15 protein-coding genes are annotated in these 19455 nt (G+C 70.7%); 11 read left to right on the forward strand and 4 right to left on the reverse strand.

What is annotated here, in order from left to right; genetic code table 11:
* The 6 genes from GWI24_RS20725 to GWI24_RS20750 form a co-directional block, all read left to right on the forward strand.
* A partial coding sequence (locus tag GWI24_RS20725) for an acetolactate synthase large subunit (protein ID WP_210947416.1) occupies positions 1–1831 on the forward strand: 1831 nt, incomplete at its 5' end.
* Between the two features lie 33 nt (positions 1832–1864).
* Positions 1865–2389 (forward strand): acetolactate synthase small subunit, encoded by a 525-nt coding sequence (gene ilvN, locus GWI24_RS20730; protein WP_037948468.1) that lies wholly within the window; start codon positions 1865–1867, stop codon positions 2387–2389.
* 137 nt (positions 2390–2526) lie between these two features.
* Positions 2527–3525, forward strand: a complete 999-nt coding sequence (ilvC, locus tag GWI24_RS20735; protein WP_191065557.1) for a ketol-acid reductoisomerase — start codon at positions 2527–2529, stop codon at positions 3523–3525.
* 272 nt (positions 3526–3797) lie between these two features.
* Complete coding sequence (serA, locus tag GWI24_RS20740; protein ID WP_210947417.1) at positions 3798–5399, forward strand: phosphoglycerate dehydrogenase; 1602 nt, start codon at positions 3798–3800, stop codon at positions 5397–5399.
* A 216-nt stretch (positions 5400–5615) separates the two neighbouring features.
* The gene (locus GWI24_RS20745; protein ID WP_308343850.1) at positions 5616–6368 is read left to right on the forward strand and encodes a helix-turn-helix domain-containing protein; all 753 of its coding nucleotides are present in this window, start codon (positions 5616–5618) and stop codon (positions 6366–6368) included.
* A 44-nt stretch (positions 6369–6412) separates the two neighbouring features.
* Entirely contained in the window at positions 6413–7915 is a 1503-nt protein-coding gene (locus GWI24_RS20750; RefSeq protein ID WP_210947418.1) for an MFS transporter, read from the forward strand.
* A gap of 436 nt (positions 7916–8351) precedes the next feature.
* Here GWI24_RS20750 and GWI24_RS45385 read toward each other — a convergent pair whose 3' ends face one another.
* Positions 8352–9308 carry a glycoside hydrolase family 6 protein gene (locus tag GWI24_RS45385; protein WP_308343852.1) on the reverse strand — a complete coding sequence of 319 codons (957 nt, stop codon included), beginning with the start codon at positions 9306–9308 and terminating at the stop codon, positions 8352–8354.
* Positions 9309–9511: 203 nt separating this feature from the next.
* Entirely contained in the window at positions 9512–11098 is a 1587-nt protein-coding gene (locus GWI24_RS20760) for an MFS transporter (RefSeq protein ID WP_210947419.1), read from the reverse strand.
* Between the two features lie 109 nt (positions 11099–11207).
* Here GWI24_RS20760 and GWI24_RS46280 point away from each other — a divergent pair, with 109 nt between their 5' ends.
* Complete coding sequence (locus tag GWI24_RS46280) at positions 11208–11813, forward strand: TetR/AcrR family transcriptional regulator (RefSeq protein WP_210947420.1); 606 nt, start codon at positions 11208–11210, stop codon at positions 11811–11813.
* A 9-nt stretch (positions 11814–11822) separates the two neighbouring features.
* Here the strand turns inward: GWI24_RS46280 and GWI24_RS20770 are convergent, their stop codons facing one another.
* Entirely contained in the window at positions 11823–13097 is a 1275-nt protein-coding gene (locus GWI24_RS20770; protein WP_210947421.1) for a CdaR family transcriptional regulator, read from the reverse strand.
* 164 nt (positions 13098–13261) lie between these two features.
* On the opposite strand from GWI24_RS20770, the gene GWI24_RS20775 reads away from it, so the two are divergent.
* The 3 genes from GWI24_RS20775 (at position 13262) to GWI24_RS46285 (ending at position 16524) form a co-directional block, all read left to right on the forward strand.
* Positions 13262–14188, forward strand: a complete 927-nt coding sequence (locus tag GWI24_RS20775) for a proline dehydrogenase family protein (RefSeq protein WP_210947422.1) — start codon at positions 13262–13264, stop codon at positions 14186–14188.
* Between the two features lie 59 nt (positions 14189–14247).
* Positions 14248–15879: an L-glutamate gamma-semialdehyde dehydrogenase gene (gene pruA, locus GWI24_RS20780; RefSeq protein WP_210947423.1), complete on the forward strand. Its 1632-nt coding sequence runs from the start codon at positions 14248–14250 to the stop codon at positions 15877–15879.
* A gap of 522 nt (positions 15880–16401) precedes the next feature.
* A complete protein-coding gene (locus GWI24_RS46285; RefSeq protein ID WP_020868213.1) occupies positions 16402–16524 on the forward strand; it encodes a hypothetical protein in 123 nt (40 codons plus the stop codon).
* On the opposite strand, the gene GWI24_RS20785 is transcribed toward GWI24_RS46285, so the two are convergent.
* Positions 16518–18101 carry a metallophosphoesterase family protein gene (locus tag GWI24_RS20785; RefSeq protein WP_210947424.1) on the reverse strand — a complete coding sequence of 528 codons (1584 nt, stop codon included), beginning with the start codon at positions 18099–18101 and terminating at the stop codon, positions 16518–16520. The genes GWI24_RS46285 and GWI24_RS20785 overlap by 7 nt on opposite strands.
* Before the next feature lie 128 nt (positions 18102–18229).
* Here GWI24_RS20785 and GWI24_RS20790 point away from each other — a divergent pair, with 128 nt between their 5' ends.
* A complete protein-coding gene (locus GWI24_RS20790; protein ID WP_210947425.1) occupies positions 18230–19273 on the forward strand; it encodes a 3-isopropylmalate dehydrogenase in 1044 nt (347 codons plus the stop codon).
* Positions 19274–19455: the final 182 nt, after the last annotated feature.

Below are 19455 nucleotides of genomic sequence, written 5' to 3' on the forward strand. Positions count from 1 at the left end.
CCATCACCCCCAGCCTCGGCCCCGTAGCGGCGGACCGCAGTCCGCCCCCGTCGAGCACGTCACGGGCGCGCAGTCCCTCATCCGTTCCCTCGAGGAAGTGGGTGCCGACACCGTCTTCGGCATTCCCGGTGGCGCGATCCTCCCCGCCTACGACCCGATGATGGACTCCTCGAAGGTCCGGCATGTGCTCGTCCGCCATGAGCAGGGCGCGGGCCACGCCGCCACCGGCTACGCCCAGGCCACCGGCAAGGTCGGCGTCTGCATGGCCACCTCGGGCCCCGGCGCCACCAACCTGGTCACCCCCATCGCCGACGCCCATATGGACTCGGTTCCGATCGTCGCGATCACCGGCCAGGTGGCCTCCAAGGCCATCGGTACGGACGCCTTCCAGGAGGCGGACATCTGCGGCATCACCATGCCGATCACCAAGCACAACTTCCTGGTCACCAAGGCCGAGGACATCCCGCGCACGATCGCCGAGGCCTTCCACATCGCCTCCACCGGCCGCCCCGGCCCGGTCCTGGTCGACATCGCCAAGGACGCGCTCCAGGCGCAGACCACCTTCTCCTGGCCGCCGCAGCCCGATCTGCCCGGCTACCGTCCGGTCACCAAGCCGCACGCCAAGCAGATCCGCGAGGCCGCCCGCCTGATCACCCAGGCCGAGCGCCCGGTGCTGTACGTCGGCGGCGGTGTGATCAAGGCGCAGGCCACCGCCGAGCTGAAGGTGCTGGCCGAGCAGACCGGCGCGCCGGTCACCACCACCCTGATGGCGCTGGGCGCCTTCCCCGACAGCCACCACCTCCACCTGGGCATGCCGGGCATGCACGGCACCGTCGCCGCCGTGACCGCCCTGCAGAAGGCCGATCTGATCGTGGCGCTCGGCGCCCGCTTCGATGACCGTGTCACCGGCAAGCTGGACTCCTTCGCCCCCTACGCCAAGATCGTCCACGCGGACATCGACCCGGCCGAGATCGGTAAGAACCGCACCGCCGATGTGCCCATCGTCGGGGACGCCCGCGAGGTCATCGCGGACCTGGTCGTCGCCGTCCAGGCCGAGCACGACGCGGGCCGCGCCGGTGACTACACCGGCTGGTGGGAGGACCTGAACCGGTGGCGGGAGACCTACCCGCTCGGCTATGACCAGCCCAGTGACGGCAGCCTCTCCCCGCAGCAGGTCATCCAGCGGATCGGGCAGCTGGCCCCGGAGGGCACGATCTTCGCCGCGGGCGTCGGCCAGCACCAGATGTGGGCCGCCCACTTCATCGACTACGACGCCCCCGCCACCTGGCTGAACTCGGGCGGCGCCGGGACGATGGGCTACGCCGTCCCGGCCGCCATGGGCGCCAAGGCCGGCGCCGACGAGGGCCGTACGGTCTGGGCGATCGACGGTGACGGCTGCTTCCAGATGACCAACCAGGAGCTGGTCACCTGCGCGCTGAACAACATCCCGATCAAGGTCGCGATCATCAACAACGGCGCGCTGGGCATGGTCCGCCAGTGGCAGACCCTCTTCTACAACCAGCGCTACTCCAACACGGTCCTGCACTCCGGCCCCGACACCCCCGCGCAAGCGAACCTGGGCACCCGCGTCCCCGACTTCGTGAAGCTCTCCGAGGCCATGGGCTGCGTCGGGCTGCGCTGCGAGGACCCGGCCGACCTCGACGCCGTGATCGAGAAGGCCAACGCGATCAACGACCGCCCGGTGGTCGTGGACTTCATCGTCCATGAGGACGCCATGGTCTGGCCGATGGTCGCGGCCGGCACCTCCAACGACGAGATCCTGGCGGCGCGCGACACCCGCCCGGACTTCGGCGACGGCGAAGACGACTGAGGCCAGGACCGAGAGAGAGAAGAGACCGAGCCCATGTCCAAGCACACGCTCTCCGTCCTGGTGGAGAACACCCCCGGCATCCTGGCCCGGATCGCCGCCCTGTTCTCCCGCCGTGGCTTCAACATCGACTCGCTGGCCGTCGGCGTCACCGAGCACCCCGACATCTCCCGGATCACCATCGTGGTCAATGTCGAGGAGCTGCCGCTGGAGCAGGTCACCAAGCAGCTCAACAAGCTGGTCAACGTGCTGAAGATCGTCGAGCTGGAGGACGGCCAGGCGATCCAGCGGGAGCTCGTCCTGGTCAAGGTCCGCGCCGACAACGAGACCCGCTCCCAGATCGTCGAGATCGTCCAGCTGTTCCGCGCCAAGACCGTGGACGTCTCCCCGGAGGCCGTGACCATCGAGGCCACCGGCAGCAGCGACAAGCTCGAGGCCATGCTCAGGATGCTGGAACCGTACGGCATCAAGGAGCTGGTCCAGTCCGGCACCATCGCCATAGGGCGCGGCGCCCGCTCCATCACCGACCGGAGCCTGCGCGCGCTCGACCGGTCCGCCTGACCCCCGCCCCGCCCGACCAGCGGGACCACGGTCCGGCGCCACCCGTGCGCCGGACCGTATGGCGAGACCCCGAAACCTTCACCCGCCCGCCCGTCATACGGTGGGAAGCACAACCCACACGCTAGGAGATTCCCGAAGTGGCCGAGCTGTTCTACGACGACGACGCCGACCTGTCCATCATCCAGGGCCGCAAGGTCGCAATCCTCGGCTACGGCAGCCAGGGCCACGCCCACGCGCTGTCGCTGCGCGACTCGGGCGTCGATGTCCGGGTCGGCCTGCACGAGGGCTCCAAGTCCAAGGCCAAGGCCGAGGAGCAGGGCCTGCGCGTGGTCACCCCGGCCGAGGCGTCCGCCGAGGCCGACGTGATCATGATCCTGGTCCCGGACCCGATCCAGGCCAAGGTCTACGAGGAGTCCGTGAAGGACAACCTGAAGGACGGCGACGCGCTGTTCTTCGGGCACGGTCTCAACATCCGGTTCGACTTCATCAAGCCCCCGGCCAACGTGGACGTCTGCATGGTCGCCCCCAAGGGCCCGGGCCACCTGGTCCGCCGCCAGTACGAGGAGGGGCGCGGCGTGCCGTGTATCGCGGCCGTCGAGCAGGACGCCACCGGGAGCGCCTTCGAGCTGGCCCTGTCCTACGCCAAGGGCATCGGCGGCACCCGCGCCGGCGTCATCAAGACCACCTTCACCGAGGAGACCGAGACCGACCTCTTCGGTGAGCAGGCGGTGCTGTGCGGCGGCACCTCGGCGCTGGTCAAGGCCGGGTTCGAGACCCTGGTCGAGGCCGGTTACCAGCCGGAGATCGCGTACTTCGAGTGCCTCCACGAGCTCAAGCTGATCGTGGACCTGATGTACGAGGGCGGCCTGGAGAAGATGCGCTGGTCGATCTCCGAGACCGCCGAGTGGGGCGACTACGTCTCCGGTCCGCGGATCATCAACGAGTCCACCAAGGCCGAGATGAAGAAGATCCTCGGCGAGATCCAGGACGGCACCTTCGCCAAGAACTGGATGGCGGAGTACAACGCCGGCCTGCCGAAGTACAACGAGCTGAAGAAGGCCGACGAGAACCACCTGCTGGAGACCACCGGCAAGGAGCTGCGCAAGCTCATGAGCTGGGTCGACGAAGAGGCGTAACCGCGCCTGGTGGCGCGGAGGCCGTGCCCCGGGTGCGGCGGGGGTCCGCCGGACCCCCGCCGCACCCGGTTCGCGCTTTGTCCATCGCGCACCACCACGTGCGGGTGATCCTGCCGCAACGGCACATGACGAAGGCCCGACCGCCACTACACTCATCAACAGCAAGCGCGTCAGGCTCACAGCGTCGTGCGTCTTCCACGCGGCTGACCCCTTCACCGCCAGCGGCCGTCGGGACGGCCGTCCGCTGAGGACTAGTGAGGACTGAAGACCACGTGAGCACTGCTTCCACTGGTAAGCCCGTCGTACTCATCGCCGAAGAGCTCTCTCCGGCGACGGTCGACGCCCTGGGCCCGGACTTCGAGATCCGGAGCTGCAACGGGGCGGACCGAGCCGAGCTCCTTCCCGCCATCGCCGATGTGGACGCGATCCTCGTCCGCAGCGCGACCAAGGTCGACGCCGAGGCCATCGCCGCCGCGAAGAAGCTGAAGGTGGTCGCCCGCGCGGGCGTCGGCCTGGACAATGTGGACGTCTCGTCCGCCACCAAGGCGGGCGTCATGGTCGTCAACGCGCCGACGTCCAACATCGTCACCGCCGCCGAGCTCGCCTGCGGCCTGCTGGTGGCCACGGCCCGGAACATCCCGCAGGCCAATGCCGCGCTGAAGAACGGCGAGTGGAAGCGCAGCAAGTACACCGGTGTGGAGCTGAGCGAGAAGACCCTCGGCGTGGTCGGCCTCGGCCGCATCGGCGTCCTGGTGGCCCAGCGGATGTCCGCCTTCGGCATGAAGGTCGTCGCGTACGACCCGTATGTGCAGCCCGCGCGGGCCGCGCAGATGGGTGTGAAGCTGCTCTCGCTGGACGAGCTGCTCGAGGTCTCCGACTTCATCACGGTCCACCTCCCCAAGACCCCCGAGACGGCCGGCCTGATCGGCGACGAGGCGCTGCACAGGGTCAAGCCCGAGGTCCGGATCGTGAACGCGGCGCGCGGCGGGATCGTGGACGAGGTGGCGCTGGCCGCCGCCCTCAAGGAGGGCCGGGTGGCCGGGGCCGGGCTGGACGTCTTCTCCCAGGAGCCGTGCACCGAGTCCCCGCTGTTCGAGTTCGACAATGTGGTGGTCACCCCGCATCTGGGCGCCTCCACCGGTGAAGCCCAGGAGAAGGCGGGCATCGCGGTCGCCCGCTCGGTGCGGCTGGCGCTGGCCGGCGAGCTGGTCCCGGACGCGGTGAACGTCCAGGGCGGCGTCATCGCCGAGGACGTACGGCCCGGGCTGCCGCTGGCCGAGAAGCTGGGGCGGATCTTCACCGCGCTGGCGGGCGAGGTCGCGGTCCGCCTCGATGTCGAGGTGTACGGCGAGATCACCCAGCACGACGTCAAGGTGCTGGAGCTGTCGGCGCTCAAGGGCGTCTTCGAGGACATCGTCGACGAGACCGTCTCGTATGTGAACGCGCCGCTGTTCGCGCAGGAGCGCGGGGTCGAGGTGCGGCTGACCACCAGCTCGGAGTCGAGCGAGCACCGCAATGTGGTGACCGTGCGCGGCACCCTCTCGGACGGCGAGGAGGTCTCGATCTCCGGCACGCTGGCCGGTCCCAAGCATCAGCAGAAGATCGTCGCGGTGGGGGAGTACGACGTGGATCTGGCGCTCGCCGACCACATGGCCTTCCTCCGCTACACCGACCGCCCGGGCGTGGTCGGCACGCTCGGCCGCATCCTGGGCGAGGCGGGGATCAACATCGCGGGGATGCAGGTCTCGCGGGCCACGGCGGGCGGTGCCGCGCTGGTGGCGCTCACGGTGGACGACACCATTCCGCAGCCCGTGCTCACCGAGATCGCCGAGGAGATCGGCGCCACCTCGGCCCGCTCGGTCAATCTGGTCTGAGCCGCTCAAGGCATCACCCACCTGGGCCCGGTCCCCGCTTCGGCGGGGCCGGGCCCAGGTCTTTGCGCATCCAAGGCAGCAGAGCATGCCGGAGGGGGTTCCGGATCTTTTTCATCGCGTGTTGAATAATGGCGGTGGGCTCGCTACGCTCGCAGCTATGTGGAGAAAATTTCTCCACATAGCTGTAGGTATGTGCCGTGCTGTCAGGAGAGCCCCGTGTCCGCAGACGCTGAGACCGACACCGACGCCCTTGCCGACGTCCCCTCGCCCTCCATGCGCGCCGACGCGCGGCGCAACCGGGAGCAGATCCTGCGCGCCGCCCGCGAGGTCTTCGCCGATCAGGGGCCGGAAGCCCCGCTGGATGAGATAGCCCGGCGCGCCGGGGTCGGCATCGCGACCCTCTACCGGCGGTTTCCGCACCGTGCCGATCTGCATCGAGGGGTCGCCATCGAGGTGATGACCGCGCTGGCCGAGGCCGCGGGCCGGGCCGCCGCCGAGGAGGGCGATCCCTGTCTCGCGCTGCGCCGCTTCATGCACGCCGCCCTCGACCTCAAGATCGGCTCGGTGATGCCGGCGCTGCTGGGCCGGTTCAGCGTGGACGAGATCCTCGACAGCGTCCCCGGTGACGCCGTCGACCCGATCGACGCGATGCTCCTGCGCGCCCAGGCCCAGGGGCTGGTCCGGAGTGATGTCGTCTTCGGCGACATCACGCTGATGATCATCCGGCTGACGCGGCCGCTGCCCGGCGGTGGCCGGTTCGCGCCCGATGACGCCCTCGCCCATCGCCAGCTGGATGTCTACATCGACGGGTTGCGCCCTACCGGCTCCCCGCGCCCCACCACCCCGCTCGGCGGCCCGGCCGTCGACGCGGAGGCGTTCAAGCGCATCCGGGAGCGAGTGATCGACGACGCCCACGAGGCCCGCGACGTCCGGGAAGCCGACGCCGACGCCCACTCCGACCCCACCTGACCTCCCTCTCCGCTCGCCTTCCGCAAGACCAGAAAGGCATCGTCATGTCCCAGCCCTCAGAGGCGCCGCCGCAAGCCAATCCGCGGCGCTGGCTCGCCCTCGTCTTCATCGGCCTGGCCCAGCTGATGATCGTCCTCGATATCACCATCGTGAACATCGCCCTGCCGTCGGCCCAGAAGGACCTCGGCATCTCCGACGGCGACCGGCAGTGGGTCATCACCGCCTACACCCTGGCGTTCGGCAGTCTGCTGCTGCTCGGTGGCCGGATCGCGGACTACACCGGCCGTAAGCGCACCTTCCTCATCGGGCTGCTGGGGTTCGCCGGGGCCTCCGCGCTCGGCGGCGCCGCCTCCGGTTTCGAGATGCTGCTCGCGGCCCGCGCCCTGCAGGGCGCATTCGCCGCGTTGCTCGCCCCCTCGGCGCTGTCGCTGCTCGCGGTGAACTTCACCGAGCCCCGTGAGCGCGCCAAGGCGTTCGGCATCTTCGGCGCGATCGCGGCGGGCGGTGGTGCGATCGGGCTGGTCGTCGGCGGGCTGCTGACCGAGTACCTCGACTGGCGCTGGTGCCTGTACGTCAATGTGCCGATCGCGGTCGTCGCGGCCATCAGCTGGTCCGTGCTGCCCGCCGACACCCGCGCCGAGGGCCGGGCCCGCTTCGACATCCCCGGTGTGGTGCTGGCGGTGTGCGGGCTGGTGGCCGTGGTCTACGGATGCAGCGAGGCCGAGTCCGAGGGCTGGGACTCCCGGCTGGTGACCGGGCTGCTCATCCTGGGCGCGGTGCTGCTCTTCGCCTTCGCCATGGTGGAGCGGAGCGTGGCGCGGCCGCTGCTGCCGCCGCGCGTGATGGCGGACCGCACCCGTGGCAGCGCCTATCTGGCGGTCGGCCTCTCGGTGGTCGGCATGTTCGCGATGTTCCTCTTCCTCACGTACTACATGCAGATCGTCAAGGGGTACTCGGCGCTGCTCACCGGTGTGGCGTTCCTGCCGATGACCGGGGCGGTGCTGATCGGCGCGGGCGGCGTCGCCTCCCGCCTCATCTCCAAGGTGCCGCCGCGGCTGCTGGTGGCGCCCGGTCTGCTGATCGCGGCCACCGGTGTCGTCCTGCTGGTGCCGCTGGACGTCGACAGCTCGTACGCGGCGGGGGTGCTGCCCGCCGAGCTCCTGGTCGGCTTCGGCATGGGCCTGGTGATGGCGCCCTCGATGAACTACGCGACCCATGGCGTGGGGGCGGGGGACGCGGGCGTCGCCTCCGCCACCGTCAACACTGCCCAGCAGATCGGCGGTTCGATCGGCACGGCGATGCTCAACACCATCGCCACCAGCGCGACCTCCGACTACATGGCCTCGCACGCCCGGCAGATGACACCGCAGACCGCCAAGGCGACCGCCAAGGCCGGCCTGGTCGAGGGCTTCTCGCACGCCTTCGTCGTCTCGTCCTCGATCCTCGTGGGCGCCGCGGTGGTCGTGGCCCTGCTGATGAACACCCCGCGTCCGGTACGCGAACCCGGCGCCGAAGGCGCCACCCCGCTCCCCGCCCACATGGGCTGATAGCGCCCCGTGCCCCGGAGGCCCTCCGCTCCACGACCGGAGCGGGGGCCTTCGGCGATGGGTGGGTCAGAGCGCGGGATCCGGGCGCGGAGCGCGGCTGGCCCGGGTCAATGTCGGGAGCCGCCGCCACTCGTGTGGGTGGTGTTTCCCGACGTTCCTGGCCGCTGCGCTTGCTCGCGGGACCACAATCCCGTCCATGGATGGTCTCCCAGCCGTTGAAGAGCCGCTCCCGGCCTGGATCTTTCCGCCTCCGGACGGATTCACCGCTGACGACCTCGATCGCATCCCGGAGCTCCCGCGACACACCGAGCTGATCGACGGCAGCCTCGTCATCGCGGGTCCGCAGAGAGCCTTCCACTCTCTGGTCGTGACCCTGCTGAATACCGCTCTTCGCCGGTGGGCGAGATCGACCACCTGTGATCGAGGTCGCGTGCTCTCAGCCCGCCAGCTCGTAGGCGTAGTCCGGTGCGAAGGTGCCCGCCGGGCCCGCGCAGCCGTCGACTTCGCCCGGGGGTTTGACCCAGAGGTAGGCGTCGATGGCCGGGTCGCCGGTGTTCGCCGTGGGGTTTTCGCCGACCTTGCGGCCGTGGGGGTCGCACCAGGCGTTGTCGGGGGCGGGGCCGTTGCCGTTGCGGCTGGTGTCGATGACGGCGGTGAGCCCCGAAGAGGTGCCGAGCTGGGCGAGCACGCTCTTGGTGAAGGCGACCTCGTCGGTGGTGCGGCGGAAGTTGGAGACATTGCTGTAGATGCCGTCGCCGCTGGTCAGCACCCCGGCCGAGCGGAGCCGCGACGCCTGGACGGCGGCGCTGTTCCAGGCCGAGTGCCCGGCGTCGAAGTACACCCGGGCGTTGGGGTTCGCGCTGTGGATGGCGGTGGCGGCGCGGCCCAGTGAGGCGTAGCGGCCGCTCAGCTCGGTGGGCGAGAGGCAGCTGATGAGCGCGATCGAGTCGGGTTCGAGGATGATGACGGCGGGCCCGCTGCCCAGCCCGGCGGCGAAGCCGCGCACCCATGTGTCATAGCTCGCGAGGTCGGGCGCGCCGCCCGCGGAGGCCCCGCCGCAGTCGCGGTTGGGGATCTGGTACGTCACCAGGACCGGGGTCCGGCCCTTGGCGGAGGCGCCGGAGGTGACCTTGCGGACGTCCTCGGTGACGGTGGCGGGGGAGTACCGGGAGAACCACGCGGCCTGAGGCTGACTGGCGATCCGCGAGGCGATGCGCGGCTGCCGGGAGTCGCCCGGATTGGCGGCGACCCACTTGTTGACGAGCGAGTCGGGGTTGTTGAAGAACCGTGTGTCGCCCGGCAGTTCGCCCGCGACGGCCTGCGGTGTGCAGGCCGCGCCGATCAGGAAGGCGGCGGCGAGCCCGGCCGCCGCTAACGCTCTGGTGATGCGCACGGTGCGTCACTCCTCTCGCGTGGGGTGGCTGCTCAGCCCTCTGGCCGCCGTGTCCGGCCGCCGTCCTCCGGTTGCCGCCGGGCGGGGAATGGTTGCCGTCGTGTTCGAGGGAATGCGTACGGGTGCGGCCAACTCGCCCTGTACGTAACGCCTGTTGGGGACTCCACCGCAGTGGGGTCCCCAACAGGCGTTACATACACGGCTCAGCGACCCGGCACCGCCTCGTCCGCGCCGGTCGAGGGCGCGCCCTCGACCGTGGGCCCGGCGTCCTCCGCCCCGACCCGGCGCAGCGTCACCAGGGCCAGGATCGCGCCCGCCACCAGGACCACCGCCCCGGCCCCGCACGCGATCCGCATCCCGTGGGTGAACGCCTCGCGCGCCGCGTCCAGCAGATGCTCCCCGGTCCGCCCCTTCAGCGAACCCGCCACCGCGGCGGCCGCGCCCAGCGTCTCGCGCACCTGGTCGAGGGCGTCGGCGGGCAGCCCGGCGCCCAGCGAGCCCTTGACGTCGCTTCGGTAGACGGCGGTGCCGACGCTGCCGAGCACCGCCATGCCCATCGCCCCGCCGAACTCCTGGCCCGTCTCCAGCAGCGCGGCCGCCGAACCCGCCCGCTTCGGCGGGACGGTGCCGATCGCCATGTCGGTGACGAGCGACATCACCGCGACGATCCCGCTGGCCAGGACGGCGGCGCCGATCAGCACGGTCCACAGCGCGTCCGTACCGGCCAGGGCCAGAATCCCGTAGCCGATGGCCGCGGTCGCGAAGCCCGCGCCGATCACGTACGCCCGGTTGGCGCCGCGCTGGACCGCCGCGGCCGCCGCCGGCCCGGCGATGCCGACGCAGACGGACGGGGCCAGACTCCACAGCGCCGCCTCCAACGGGCCCTTGCCGAGCACCGACTGCAGATACTGGGTGGTGAAGTAGGCCGAGCCCATCATGGCGAAGGTGGCCAGCGCGTTGAGCGCGATCGACGGGCCGAAGCCGCGGTGGTGGAACAGCTCCGGGCTGATCATCGCGTCGCGCCGGGTGCGTTGGCGCCGCACGAAGACGGCGCCGATGGCGAGACCGGCCGCGATGGACAGCACCGGGATCAGGCCGACGCCGTTGTCGGCGGCGATCTGCTTCAGCCCGTAGATCACCGGCAGCACCGCGGCCATCGACAGCGGCACGCTCGGCAGATCGAACGGCCCGGGCGCGGGGTCCTTGAACTCCGGCACCAGGAGCGGCACCAGCGCCAGCAGCAGCACCATCGCCGGGACGTTGATCAGGAAGACCGAGCCCCACCAGAAGTGCTCGATCATCACTCCGCTCAGCACCGAGCCCAGCGCGATACCGCCCGCCATTGCCGACGACCAGATCGCGATCGCCTTGGCCCGCTGCTTCTCGTCGAGGAAGAGGTTGCGGATCAGCGCCATCGTCGAGGGCATCAGCGTGGCGCCGCCGATCCCGAGCACCGCCCGTGCGGCGATGAGCATCTCGGCGCTCTGCGCGTACGCCGCCGCGACGGACGCGGCGCCGAAGGCCGCGGCCCCGAACAGCAGCAGCTTCCGGCGTCCGAAGCGATCGCCCAGCGCTCCCATGGTGATGAGCAGCCCGGCGAGGGCGAAGGCGTAGATGTCGAAGATCCACAGCTGCTGGGTGGAACTGGGGTGCAGCTCCCGGCTGATGGCCGGCACCGCGAAGTACAGCACCGACACATCCATGGAGACCAGGAGGAGCGGAAGCATCAGGACCACGAAGGCGGTCCATTCCCTGCGTCCGGCGCGCGGGCCGGTGGAAGTCGAGGTCATGGCGAGGACTATACGAGCGTCTTAAACAAGCGTCTAGTACGTATGTGTAAAACAACTGTGTGAGACATCCGTCTAGGACGGTCGTATGGGATCGGGATACCCTGGCGCCATGGGACATCGAGAGGATCTGCTGGCCGGGGCCAAGCGCTGCCTTGAGGAGAAGGGCTGGTCCCGTACGACGGCGCGGGACATCGTGGCCGCCTCGGGCGCCAATCTGGCCTCCATCGGCTACCACTACGGCTCCAAGGACGCCCTGATGCGAGAGGCGCTCTTCGCCTCCATGGGCGACTGGGCCGATGACGTCCAGCGGTCCCTCGAGGCGGACGCCCCGGCCGGTGAGGGCCCGGACGCCGGGCTGCGGGAGCGGTTCGAGGCCCGGTGGACCCGGGTACTGGAGCTGTTCGACAAGCACCAGGCGGTGTGGCGCTCCCAGCTGGAGGCCATCCTCCAGGTTCGACACGATCCCGAGCTGCGCGCGGCCTTCGGCCGGGCCCAGCCGGAGGGGCGCCAGGGGCTGGTGGGGCTGATCCACGGCATCGACGAGCGCGATGTGGACGAGGAGACCTCACGGGTCATGGGCTCGTTCTATATGACGCTGGTGAGCGGGATGGTCGTCCAGATGGCCATCGACCCCGACCTCATGCCCAGCGCCCATGACCTCGTCGAGGCGATGCGCCGGATCGTCGGCGACGCCCCGGACGCACCCGCGGGCTGACCCCTGGGCTCAGCGCCCCGGCGGCCCGAGACGCGCGGCCTTCAGCGTCATATGGAGCAGCAGCCGGTCCTCGCCCGCGTCCAGGTCGAGACCGGTCAGCTGCCGCACCCGCGAGAGCCGGTAGTACAGCGTCTGCCGGTGGATGCCCAGCCGCTGGGCGGTGCGCCCGGCCTGGCCCGCGCAGTCGAGGAAGGTCTCGGCGGTGCGGGCGAGTTCGGCGTGCGCGGGCTCCAGGAGGGGCCGTACGGCGGCGTCGGGCGGTAGCGCGGGCAACGCGGCCAGCAGTCGGTACGGGCCGATGGCGGACCACTCCGCGACCGGGCCCAGGCGGGTGTCGGCGTGGGCCGCCCGCGCGGCGGCCAGGGCCTCCTGCCAGGCGGCGGGCAGATCCTCCAGCCCGCGCCGGGGAGCGCTGACCCCGGCAGCGGCCCTGGGTGCCGGTCTCCCCGGGCCCCTGCCGCCCGCCGTGGCCCTGGGCGAGCGCAGCAGCTGCTCGGCCGTCGCGCGAGCCGGGTCCAGGGCGGAGGCCGCGCGCAGCCGGACCAGCGCCGCCAGCCCCGCGCCGGGTGCCCCGGACGCCCCGGGCGTCCCGGCCGCCGCGTCCCCCGGCAGCGCGCACGCGGCCACGATGCCCGGCAGATGGGGAAGGCCCGGGTGGTCCGCGTCCTCGCCGGTCCCCGGCGTCCACGGCACCACCGCCACCAGCGCCAGCGGCCCGTCGGCCGCTCCGCGCAGCGCGGTCCGCAGCCCGGAGCGGGCGGCGTCCCGCCCGGCCGGCGGTCCGGTCAGCACATCGCGCAGCAGCTCACCGAGCTCCTCCCCGGCCCGCGCCTCGGCCGCCAGCAGCGCCCCGATGCGGTCCGCGGTCTCCATCGCGCGGGCCAGCCGGGGGTCCCGCGCGCCCGCCGGGTCGCCCAGCTCCAGATCGGCGAGATGGCCGTCGTCCAGCAGCCAGACATAGCCGTGCACCACCCCGCGGTGCCGGACGGGCAGACAGATGCGGCCCATGAACACCCCGGCCGCCGGGTCGGGCGGAATCCGCAGCGGCGCCTGCGCCCGGGCGATCCCGAACGCCTCGAACCAGGCCCGCACCGCCGCCGTCGAGCGGCGCTGGAGGATCGAGCGGGTGCGCACCGGGTCCAGCGCGGGCTCCGCTGTGTCATCGCTGTCTTCGCTGTCCTGGGCGCCGAAGGCGATCAGCGCGAAGTCGCGGTTCTCCAGGGTCGCGGGTGCCCGGAGCACCGCCGTGATCTCGTCCACCAGCTGCTGGTAGTCGTCGCGCATGGGTCCCGCCTCTTCCCGCTTTCGCCCCTCACATTCTCATACAGATGTCTGAGATCCCGGCCACGGATGCGTGACAGCTGTCGATGGTCCGGAATCCGCGCCATCCTTAAGTTTCACGGTGAGTTGTCGATGCCGTTCATCGGCCGTCATCGTGGAGGTGCCCCGTGCTGGGACCCGTGCTGCTCGCCGCTTCGCGCAGTGCCGCCATCCGCCGTATCGTCTCGGCCGCGCCGGTCACCCGCCCCATGGTGGACCGCTTCGTCGCCGGGGAACGGCTGGCCGAGTCCCTGGGGGCGGTGCGGTCGCTGACCGCCCGGGGCCTGGACGTCACCCTGGACCATCTGGGCGAGGACGTGACCGACCGGTCCGAGGCGCTGCGCAGCCGTGACGCCTATCTGGCGCTCACCGAGGCGCTGGCCACCGAGGGGCTCGCCGGGCGCGCGGAGATGTCCGTGAAGCTCTCCGCGTTCGGCCAGGCGCTGCCCGGGGGCCACGATCTGGCGCTGGCCAATGTGACCCCGGTCGTGGAGGCCGCCACCGCGGCGGGCACGACGGTCACCCTCGACATGGAGGACCACACCACGGTGGACTCCACCCTCGCCATCCTCGGCGAGCTGCGCACCCGCTTCCCGCAGACCGGCGCGGTCCTCCAGTCCTATCTCTTCCGGACCGAGGACGACTGCCGGGCGCTGGCCGGGGAAGGCTCCCGGGTGCGGCTGGTGAAGGGCGCGTACAACGAGCCGGCGAGCGTCGCCTTCCAGGACAAGCGCGAGGTGGACCGCGGTTACGTGCGCTGTCTGAAGATCCTGATGGCCGGTGAGGGCTACCCCATGATCGGCTCGCACGATCCGCGCATGGTCGCCATCGCCCAGGACCTGGCGCACCGCCTCGGGCGCAAACTGGACGAGTACGAGTTCCAGATGCTGTACGGGATCCGCGTGGCCGAGCAGGAGCGGCTGGTGGCGGAAGGTCACCGTATGCGGGTTTACGTCCCGTATGGCACAGACTGGTATGGGTACTTCATGCGCCGCCTCGCGGAGCGTCCCGCCAACCTCACATTCTTCCTGCGCTCGCTGGTCGGCCGCCGCTGACCGCTCTCGGGATCGCAGACCTCGTAAACCCCCGACGATCGAAGGAGACAACGGCAATCATGGACGCCGTCACCCAGGTCCCCGTGCCGGTGAACGAGCCGGTGCACACCTACGCCCCCGGCACCCCGGAGCGCGCCCGCCTCGAGACCAAGCTCAAGGAGCTCGGCGAGAACCCCATCGACCTGCCGATGACCATCGGCGGCCAGAAGCGGATGGGAGCGGGGGAGCGCTTCGACGTCGTCCAGCCGCACAAGCACTCCGCCCGCCTGGGCACCTACGCCAACGCCACTCAAGCGGACGCCCAGGACGCGATCGACGCCGCCCTGGCCGCGGCCCCGGCGTGGCGGGCGCTCAGCTTCGACGACCGTGCCGCGGTCATCCTCAAGGCCGCCGATCTGCTCTCCGGCCCCTGGCGGGAGACGCTCGCCGCGTCCACCATGCTGGGCCAGTCGAAGACCGCGCAGCAGGCGGAGATCGACACCCCCTGTGAGCTGATCGACTTCTGGCGGTTCAACGTCCACTTCGCCCGCCAGATCCTGGCCGAGCAGCCGGTGACCAACTCGCCCGGGGTCTGGAACCGCACCGACCACCGGCCGCTGGAGGGGTTCGTCTACGCGATCACCCCCTTCAACTTCTCCGCCATCGCGGGCAACCTCCCGACCGCCCCCGCCCTGATGGGCAACGTGGTGGTCTGGAAGCCGTCCCCGACCCAGACGCACGCCGCCGTGCTGCTGATGGAGCTGCTGGAGGAGGCCGGGCTGCCCAAGGGTGTGATCAACCTGGTCACGGGCGACGGCAAGGAGGTCTCCGAGGTGGCGCTGGCCCACCCGGACCTCGCGGGCATCCACTTCACCGGTTCGACCCGCACCTTCCAGTACCTGTGGAAGACGGTCGGCAACAACATCGAGAACTACAAGACCTATCCGCGGCTGGTCGGGGAGACCGGCGGCAAGGACTTCATCGTCGCCCACCCCTCCGCCGACCCGGCGGTGCTGAAGACGGCGATGACCCGCGGCGCCTTCGAGTTCCAGGGCCAGAAGTGCTCCGCGGCCTCCCGCGCCTATGTGCCGCGCTCCCTGTGGGAGAACGGCCTCAAGGAGGAGTTCGCCACCGAGGTCAACGGGCTGACCATGGGCGATGTGGCCGACCTCGACAACTTCATGGGCGCGGTCATCGACGAGCGCGCCTTCGCCAAGAACAAGGCGGCGATCGACCGGGCGAAGTCCGACCCCACGATCGAGATCGTCGCGGGCGGCTCCTACGACGACAGCGAGGGCTGGTTCGTCCGCCCGACCGTGCTGGTCTCCACCGACCCGGAGAACGAGATCTTCAAGGACGAGTACTTCGGCCCGATCCTCGGGGTGCACGTCTACGAGGACGAGGAGTACGACGCGATGCTGCGGCAGATGGAGTCGGCCGCCCCGTACGGGCTGACCGGCGCCGTCATCGCCCAGGACCGCGCGGCGGCGGCCGCCGCCTGTGAGGCGCTGCGCTTCGCGGCCGGCAACTTCTACATCAACGACAAGCCGACCGGTGCCGTCGTCGGCCAGCAGCCCTTCGGCGGCGGCCGCGCGTCCGGCACCAACGACAAGGCGGGCGCCAAGCAGAACCTGATGCGCTGGACCTCCACCCGCTCCATCAAGGAGACCCTGGTCCCGCCGACCGACTACCGCTACCCGCACATGGGCTGACCCTCGGCCCCTGGCGACCCGCGCCCCCGGACCGCACTGAAGTGGTCGGGGGCGCGGTGCTGTCCGGGTGCGCGTCGGGGGAAATCTGTGGACGCCCGATACGCGGCGGTGCTAGCGTCAAGCAGTCAAGTAGGCACTATTTACCGCAGTTTACGTGGGTAACCAGGCGCGGGAACGCCCACGGACTTGCGATCGGCCGCCGTTGGTCGAGGTCGGACGGGGGTCGGCCTCGATCATCGGTGTGACGCCGATAGATGATCACCCTGGGTCAGTGGCTGATGTCACCCTGTTCGCGTCTCAGATAGTAGGACGTCCGATTAATTGTGCAGACACTGACGCTCCGCTGCCTTACTTTTGTGGAAGCCGAACGTCTCGCTGCATCCAGCGATGGCGGCCGCGGCCGGTGCACATCGCGCAGGTGACCCCTGCCGCACCCAGGCCCCCGCCGCTTCCGGCAGCCACCTTCTCGGGGAGCTTTCCTTCCTCCCGGGCGTCACCGGGTTCAGCAGAGGAGATGTGATCATGGCCGAGACGACTGTCCGCAGGATCCGCCGCAAGACCGACAACACCGACCGCAAGAAGGCGGCCGCCGCGCTTCAGCGCGCCCTCGACCGCCGGGACAACGGCGGCGCGACCGGTCACTGACGCCGGGGCCGGGTGACCTCGAAGCGGTCGACCCGCTCGCCCGACTCCGCCAGGGCCGTGACCGTGAGCCTGGGGCGGGGGCCCGGCTCCACCTCCACCGCGAGGAACGAGAAGCCGGTGTAGCGGACCCGGGACCAGTCCGCGCTGTCCCGGTTCTTCTCGCCGTCCTTGGTCCAGTGGTAGGTCTTCACCTCGTCGAGGTCCTTGACGTGCCCCTCGTAGCTGTCGGGCACCGGGAACTCGTAGAGCTTCGCGCCCGCCCCGCCCGCCGTCACATAGACGATCCCGTCGCGCACCGCGTCGGCGCTCCCCTCCACCGGGACCCGGCGGGCGACCTTGCCGCCCCGGAGGGCGTCGGTCCGCTCGTAGACGTGGTTGTGGCCGTTGATGGCCAGGTCCACCTGGTGCTTGTCGAACAGCGGCACCCACGCGTCGCGCACCCCGCCGTCCGAGGCGTGGGCGCTGGTGGTGGAGTAGGCGCAGTGGTGGAAGAAGACCACCAGGAAGTCGATACCGGGCCGCTTGCGCAGCTGCCCCAGCTTCCGGTCCAGCCAGCGGGTCTGCGCCCCGTCCGTGTACCCCTTGTTGGCCGGCATCTCGTACGACACGTCATTGGCGTCCAGGGCGACCACGCCCACGTTCCCGTAGACGAACGAATAGACGCCGGGCGCCTTGCGCGGGTCCGGGCCGTTCTCGGGCAGCGACCAGCGGGCCAGCTGGCCGCCGTAGCCGTCGGGGGAGTACCACGCCTCCATGTCGTGGTTCCCGGTCGTCACCATCCACGGCACGCTCGCCGCGACCGAGTCGGTCTGGGCGAGGAAGGAGTCCCAGACCCGGGCGTCATAGAGGTCGGACTTCTTCCCGTGGCCGGTGGTGTCCGCGTAGCACAGATCCCCGGCGTGCAGATGGAACGACGGATTCTGGCCAAGGATCAACTGGTCGTTGGCGAGCGCGTCATAGCTCACCCCCTGGTCCCCGAAGGCGGTGAAGACGAACTTCCCGGGGCGGTCCGGCGCGGTGCGGAAGGTGCCCACGGACGCGAAGTGACGCGGCTCGGCCGGATCGCGGTCCGCGTGCCCGACGCCGTAGTAGTAGGTGACCCCGGGGCGCAGGTCGTCCACGGCGGCGTGCAGATAGAACTGGTCGACCGCGGGCAGCTTGTCGCTCAGCGACGGGGTGTGCAGATGGCGCACCTCGGCCTCGACCTTGCGGGTGAGCTCCAGCGGGCTGGTGCCGATCCGCACATACGGCTTCCGCACCGCGAACGGTACCTGCCAGGAGATCCGCATCTGCGTCCGCGGATCGGCGCCGAAGGCCAGATGGCGGCCGAACGGGGCGACCAGCGCGCCGTCCACCGTGGCGGCCCCCGGCCTCGGGCTCGCGGCCGGCGCCGGCTTGGTGCCGGCGGCGCACGCCGCCCCGCCCAGCAGCCCCGCGCCCGCGACCGTGCCCGCCGTGGCGGCGCCCCCGCGCAGCACCCGGCGGCGGGAGAGCCGGGCCCGCAGATACTCGTGCTGCTCCGCCATGGTCATCCGCTGGGCGAGCCGCTCCGGTACGCCGAACCGTGGTGTGTCCATGGACCGGAATGTCCCCCGAGCGGTCAACAGCGCTCCATACAGGGGGTGAACGGGTGATTGCCACTGGGCGGCCGTCCGAATGGTGGAACACCTATGTCAATCAATGGGACGAGCGGTAGGGTCCGGGTATGTCTCGCAGCATTCGCCTCGCAGTGATCCCCGGTGACGGTATCGGCCAGGAAGTCGTGGCCCAGGGCCTGAAGGTCCTCTCCGCCGCCCTTCCGCAGGACGTGAAGCTGGAGACCCGGAGTTATGACCTCGGCGCCCAGCGCTGGCACGCCACCGGCGACACCCTGCCGGACGCGGACCTGGAGTCGCTGAAGGACCACGACGCGATCCTGCTCGGCGCCATCGGCGACCCGTCGGTGCCCTCGGGCGTGCTCGAGCGCGGGCTGCTGCTCAAGCTGCGCTTCGCCTTCGACCACTACGTCAACCTGCGTCCGTCGAAGCTCTTCCCGAACACCCCGACCCCGCTGGCCGGACGCCCCGACATCGACTTCGTGGTCGTCCGCGAGGGCACCGAGGGCCCGTACGTGGGCAACGGCGGCTCCATGCGCACCGGCACCCCGGACGAGGTCGCCACCGAGGTCAGCCTGAACACCGCCCACGGTGTCGAGCGCGTGGTCCGGGACGCCTACGAGCGCGCGGGCGCCCGGCCGCGCAAGAAGCTGACCCTCGTGCACAAGAACAACGTCCTGGTGCACGCCGGCCACCTGTGGAAGAACATCTTCGACCGGGTCGGCCAGGAGTACCCCGAGGTCACCACCGACTATCTGCACGTCGACGCCGCGACGATCTTCTTCGTCACCCAGCCGGAGCGGTTCGACGTGATCGTCACCGACAACCTCTTCGGTGACATCCTTACCGACCTCGCCGCCGCCGTCACCGGCGGTATCGGGCTCGCCGCGAGCGGCAACATCAACCCCTCCGGCGCCTTCCCGTCGATGTTCGAGCCGGTCCACGGCTCCGCGCCGGACATCGCGGGCACCGGCAAGGCCGACCCGACGGCGACCGTCCTGTCGGTGGCCCTGCTGCTGTCGCACCTCGGCTACGGGGACGAGGCGGCCCGTATCGAGACCGCCGTCGCCTCGGACCTCGCCGAGCGGGACGCGGCCGCGCCGCGCACCACCGACGAGATCGGCGACGCGCTCGCCGCCCGAGTATCCGGCTGACCCCAGCATGTGCCAGCGCGCGGCTGGGTGCGACCATCGACCTTGGGCCGCGCGTTTCACAACGTTCCTTCACCGGCCCCACCTAGGAGATAATCCCCGGTGGGGCCGCTGTGTGAAGAAGAGCTTGGACGTCCTATTACCGCTTGCGGGCAGGATGGTGTGAGCGCGGTCCGCCACAACCG

Origin of the sequence: Streptomyces sp. MK37H, assembly GCF_018035285.1 — a bacterium.
GTDB classification, from domain to species: domain Bacteria; phylum Actinomycetota; class Actinomycetes; order Streptomycetales; family Streptomycetaceae; genus Streptomyces; species Streptomyces endocoffeicus.

Bases quoted from the DNA above. Each gene is read 5' to 3' on its own strand.
- GWI24_RS20770 (WP_210947421.1), bottom strand. From the start codon at position 13,097: ATGCGCGACGACTACCAGCAGCTGGTGGACGAGATCACGGCGGTGCTC.
- GWI24_RS20790 (WP_210947425.1), top strand. From the start codon at position 18,230: ATGTCTCGCAGCATTCGCCTCGCAGTGATCCCCGGTGACGGTATCGGC.
- GWI24_RS20760 (WP_210947419.1), bottom strand. From the start codon at position 11,098: ATGACCTCGACTTCCACCGGCCCGCGCGCCGGACGCAGGGAATGGACC.
- GWI24_RS46280 (WP_210947420.1), top strand. From the start codon at position 11,208: ATGGGACATCGAGAGGATCTGCTGGCCGGGGCCAAGCGCTGCCTTGAG.
- GWI24_RS20750 (WP_210947418.1), top strand. From the start codon at position 6,413: ATGTCCCAGCCCTCAGAGGCGCCGCCGCAAGCCAATCCGCGGCGCTGG.
- ilvN (WP_037948468.1), top strand. From the start codon at position 1,865: ATGTCCAAGCACACGCTCTCCGTCCTGGTGGAGAACACCCCCGGCATC.
- GWI24_RS20785 (WP_210947424.1), bottom strand. From the start codon at position 18,101: ATGGACACACCACGGTTCGGCGTACCGGAGCGGCTCGCCCAGCGGATG.
- GWI24_RS46285 (WP_020868213.1), top strand. From the start codon at position 16,402: ATGGCCGAGACGACTGTCCGCAGGATCCGCCGCAAGACCGACAACACC.
- pruA (WP_210947423.1), top strand. From the start codon at position 14,248: ATGGACGCCGTCACCCAGGTCCCCGTGCCGGTGAACGAGCCGGTGCAC.